Raw genomic sequence first — 4,614 nt, 5'->3', positions numbered from 1 at the left:
GGCACGCCCACCACCGGCAGCAGGCCCGAGATCATCCCGCCGTTCACCAGCACATAGACGAAGAACGCCAGGCCCGTTGCGCCGGCCAGCAACCGCGAGTACGAATCGCGCGACTGGCTGGCGATCCACAGGCAGCGCCCGATCACCACCAGATACAGCGTCAGCACCAGCGCCACGCCGATCCAGCCGAACTCCTCGCTCAGCACCGAGAACGCGAAGTCCGTGGTCTGCTCGGGAATGAAATTCAGGTGTGACTGCGAGCCTTCGCCCCAGCCCTTGCCATCGAAACCGCCTGAACCAATGGCGATCTTCGACTGGATGATGTTCCAGCCCGCGCCCAGCGCGTCCATTTCCGGGTCCAGGAACATCATGATGCGGTCCTTCTGGTACGGCCGCAGCAACCAGAACCAGGCCACCGGCGCCACCGCCGCCACGCCGCCCACGCCCAGCCCCACCCACCACCACGGCAGGCCGGCCAGCAGCAGCACGAACACACCACTGGCGGCGATCAGCACGCCGGTACCGAAGTCCGGCTGCAGCATCACCAGCCCGGTCGGTACGCCGATGATCACCATCGCCACCAGCACCGTGTTGAAGCGCGGCGGCAGCGGCATCTTGTGCAGGTACCAGGCCACCATCATCGGCAGGCTGACCTTGAGCAGTTCGGCCGGTTGCAGGTAGAAGAACTTCAGGTCCAGCCACTGCCGGCCGTACTTGCCCGTGCCCAGCACGAACACCGCCAGCAACGGAATCATCGAGATGGCATAGATCAGCGGCGTCGCCGAGCGGATGCGCAGGATCGGCATCCGCGAGATGCCCCACATCGCCGCCAGGCCCACGGCAAAGCGCACGCCCTGCGCCATCACCAGGCCATCGCCGCCAGCACTCTTCAACGTTGCCAGGCCGATCACCATCAGCGCGCCCAGGGCCAGGCACAGCACCCAGTCCAGGCTGCTGAAGAACCGCTGCAGCATTTCGCCGGCCCAACGCAGGAACGCGCTCATCGGCTGGCCTCCGCCGCGACAGTCGGGCGAGGACCAACGGGCACGGCCGCAGCAGATGGCGCACCCGGAGCCGGAACCGGGGCCGGTGGCGGTGCGGGCATGCCGATCAGCACCGGATGCTCGCCCAGCTCGGCAGCAGCGGCGTCACCGGCCGGGCGCGCGTTCACGTCCTCGTTGTCGAAGGCGGTGATGCCGATGGCGGTGGTGCCGCGTTCGCTGTCCAGCGACTGCATGCCTTCAGGCATCTTGCCCAGCAGCCAGGCGTCGAAAATCTTGCGCGCGATCGGTGCGGCGGCCGCGCCACCGTAACCGCCGCCTTCCACGGCGATGGCCAGCGCGATCACCGGCTGCTCGGCCGGCGCGAAGCCGACGAACAGCGCACGGTGGCGCAGGTGCATCGGCAGGCTTCTGGGATTGACCGCGGCCGTACCCTTACGGCTGACGACCTGCGCGGTACCGGTCTTGCCGGCCATCGTATAGGGCGCACCGGCCGCCATGCGTGCTGCGCTGCCGCCGGGAAGCATGGTGGCCATCATGCCTTCGCGCACGGCCTGCAGATTGTTCGGGTTGGGGCTGACCGGCTTGCTCTGGCCGGGCTCCGTCGCCACCCAGTCGCTGTCGAAACCAGCACGCTGCTGCATCACCAGATGCGGCGTGCGCAGTTGGCCATTGGCCAGGCCGCTGACACCACGGGCCAGCTGCAGCGGGGTGACCTTCCAGTCGCCTTGGCCGATGCTGATGTTCACCGTGTCGCCGGGATACCAGGCTTCCTTGCGGCTCTTCCGCTTGTAGGCTGGCGACGGCAGGATGCCGGAGATCTCGCCGGTCAGATCGATGCCGGTCGGCTGGCCGAAGCCGTAGTACTCCATGTAATGGTCGAACCGCTCGATGCCCAGGTCCAATGCCAGCCGGTAGTAATACGTATTGACCGACTGCGCGATGGACTTGCGCAGATCGGTCCAGCCGTGACCGCCCCGGTGCGAATCGCCCCAGCCACGCGAGGTGCCGGGCAGGTAGAACATGCCGGTCGACAGCACCTTGTCCTCCGGGCGGCGAACGCCCGAATCGAGGCCGGCCAGGCCGATCAGCGGCTTCAGGGTCGAACCGGGAGCGACGCCGCCGAGCACCAGGCGATTGAACTGCGGGCGCGACGGGTTGTCGTTCAGCGCCTTGAATTCCGCGTGCGAGATGCCGTTGACGAACAGGTTCGGGTCGTAGGACGGCAGACTGACCATCGCCAGCACTTCACCCGTTCGCGGGTCCATCGCCACGGCCGAGCCTTCCTGCTCACCGAAGGCGGCCACCATCGCCCGCTGCAGGTCGGCGTCGATCGACAGACGCAGGTCGGCGCCGGATTGCGCGGCAACACGGCCGATGGTGCGGATCGCGCGGCCCTGCACGTTGGTCTCGACCTGCTCGTAGCCGACCTTGCCGCGCAGTTCCTGCTCGTAATAGCGCTCCAGGCCGGACTTGCCGATATGGGTCAGCGCGGCATTGCCCTCGCCGAGGATCTCCAGATCCTTGTCGTCCACGCGGCCGACGTAGCCGATGATGTGCGCGAACAGGTCGCCATAGGGATAGCGACGGGTCAGGTACGGTTCCAGCTCGACCCCGGGAAAGCGCCAGCGGTCCACCGCGAAGCGCGCCATTTCCTCATCGCTCATGCGCAGCTTCAGCGTGACCGGCAGGAACTTGCGGCGCGCCTTGCGCGACTTGTTGAATGCTTCCAGTTCTTCCGGGCTGATCTGGATGATCTTCGCCAGCCCTTCCAGGGTGGCATCCATGTCCTTGACCTTGTCCGGGGTCACATCCAGGCGGAATGCCGGCACGTTCTCGGCCAGCAGGCGACCGTTGCGGTCATAGATCATGCCGCGCCCGGGAACCACCGGCCGCGGCTTGATGCGGTTGGCTTCGGATCGGGTGGCGTAGATGTCGTGGTCCAGCACCTGCAGCTTGAAGTACCAGCCGCCCAGGCCCAGCAGGCAGACCAGCACGCCGAAGAAGCCCAGCGCCGCGCGGCGCCGGAACTGTTCGGCTTCGGCGTGAGGATTCTTGACCTGGCGGCGCGGCAGCATGGCTCAGCGCCCGCGCTTGCCGAAGCGCACCGCATCCAGCAGCACGAACACCAGCGGCCACAGGCCCATGCCGAGCAGCGGTGCCCACCAGTACGACCACGGCAGCGTCGGTTCGCCCACCAGAATGTGGACCAGCGCGCTGACGATGCGATCGTTGAACAGCAGGCCGCCGATGGCCAGCATCTGCTGCGACATCGGGAAGAAGCGGATGCGCGCGCGGAAGCGCTGCAGGATGAAGGCCAGCATCACCAGCCGCAGCGCCTGTTCGCCCAGCACCCCGCCATACAGCAGGTCGGCGACGACGCCGCTGGCGAAGGCGATGCCGAGGCCGACGCGCTCGGGCGCTTCGATCACCCAGTACGCCAGCACCAGTGCCAGCCAGTACGGACGCAGCGGCTGCAGCAGCGCCGGCAACGGCAGCAGGCCCAGCAGCAGGGCCACCACCACGCTGGCCGGCAGCACCCAGCGGTTGTCGCGAAGGCGGCTCATCGTTGCGCCTCCGGTGTGGCCGGCTGAGGTTGAGTTTGCTGCGGTTGCCGGCCAGCGGCCGGCACTACCGTGGACCCGGCTGAGGGAGAGCCCCCCTCTTGTTGAGGGGGGCGCGCCGAAGGCGCGGGGGTAAGGTGGGATGCCCCCCCGGCAGCCTGGTTTGCCGAAGGCAAACTTGGCTGAAGCAATTCGCTGGCCGCAGGCAAGCGAATTGCGGCGCCGGGGCGCAACAGCAGAACATCACGGCCGCGATCAAGCTGCGCGGCCGGTTTCAGTTCACCCACCAGGAAGGCATGGGTATCGTCCGGGCGCAGGCCGGTGATGGTGCCGACCGGGAATCCCGCCGGGAAGCGACCACCGAGACCGGAGGTGACGATCTCATCGCCCACTTCCACGCCGGCGCTGAGCGGAATGTCGCGCAGTTCCAGCTTGTCGCCGCGGCCGTAGACGATCAGGCGCACGCCATTGCGGGCCACGGTCACCGGCACCGCATGGTCGGGATCGGTCAGCAACAGCACGGTGGAGCTGCCTGCGGTCACGCTGATCACCTGGCCCATCAGGCCGCCGGAATCGATCACCGCCTGGCCGACGTGCACGCCTTCGCGGCTGCCGGCATCCAACACCAGGCGCTGTTTGACCGGGTCCAGGTCGATGTCCAGGATCGGCGCCAGCTGTACGTCCAGGCCACTGCGCTCGGCCACGTTCAGCAGTTCGCGCAGTTGCGCGTTGTCCAGCGCGGCGGTCTGCAGACGGGTCAGGCGGGCGTTGGCCAGCAGCAGCTGGTTGCGCAGCTCGCGGTTCTCGGTCACCAGCTGGCCGTGGCTGGCGGCGGTGTCGCGCACCTGCCCGCCGAGCTTGCCGGGCAGGCCGGCCAGGGCCCACACCGGCTGCACCAGGCTGTTGGCCTGCTCGCGCAGACGCGCCAGCCAGCCGGCCTGGTCGTCGAGGACGATCAAGGTGATTGCCAGTGCGAGATAGGCCAGCAGCCGCAGCGGGCTGGCGGCATCACCGGATCGGGAAGCGACGGGAGGTCCGGCGTAGGGCGG

Annotated in this window: 4 protein-coding genes; all 4 read right to left on the bottom strand. The window is 68.0% G+C overall.

Annotation, left to right across the window (positions count from 1 at the left end):
- Positions 1-1,004, bottom strand: a 1,004-nt coding sequence (gene rodA / locus DBR20_RS14685) for a rod shape-determining protein RodA (protein ID WP_108266680.1), incomplete at its 3' end; no start/stop codon positions are given.
- On the bottom strand, positions 1,001-3,079 hold the full coding sequence (gene mrdA / locus DBR20_RS14680; RefSeq protein WP_108266679.1) for a penicillin-binding protein 2: 2,079 nt from the start codon (positions 3,077-3,079) through the stop codon (positions 1,001-1,003). The genes rodA and mrdA, both read right to left, overlap by 4 nt.
- A gap of 3 nt (positions 3,080-3,082) precedes the next feature.
- The gene (gene mreD / locus DBR20_RS14675) at positions 3,083-3,568 is read right to left on the bottom strand and encodes a rod shape-determining protein MreD (protein ID WP_089236951.1); all 486 of its coding nucleotides are present in this window, start codon (positions 3,566-3,568) and stop codon (positions 3,083-3,085) included.
- A partial coding sequence (gene mreC / locus DBR20_RS14670; protein ID WP_108266684.1) for a rod shape-determining protein MreC occupies positions 3,565-4,614 on the bottom strand: 1,050 nt, incomplete at its 5' end. The genes mreC and mreD, both read right to left, overlap by 4 nt.

The organism is Stenotrophomonas sp. HMWF023, from assembly GCF_003060985.1.
In the GTDB taxonomy this organism is placed as follows: Bacteria; Pseudomonadota; Gammaproteobacteria; order Xanthomonadales; family Xanthomonadaceae; genus Stenotrophomonas; species Stenotrophomonas lactitubi.
Note: the sequence above shows the minus strand (reverse complement) of the source record. Positions and strands in the feature narration are given on the sequence as shown.

Coding starts and splice junctions, on each gene's coding strand:
- mrdA (WP_108266679.1), bottom strand. CDS start 3,079: ATGCTGCCGCGCCGCCAGGTCAAGAATCCTCACGCCGAAGCCGAACAG.
- mreD (WP_089236951.1), bottom strand. CDS start 3,568: ATGAGCCGCCTTCGCGACAACCGCTGGGTGCTGCCGGCCAGCGTGGTG.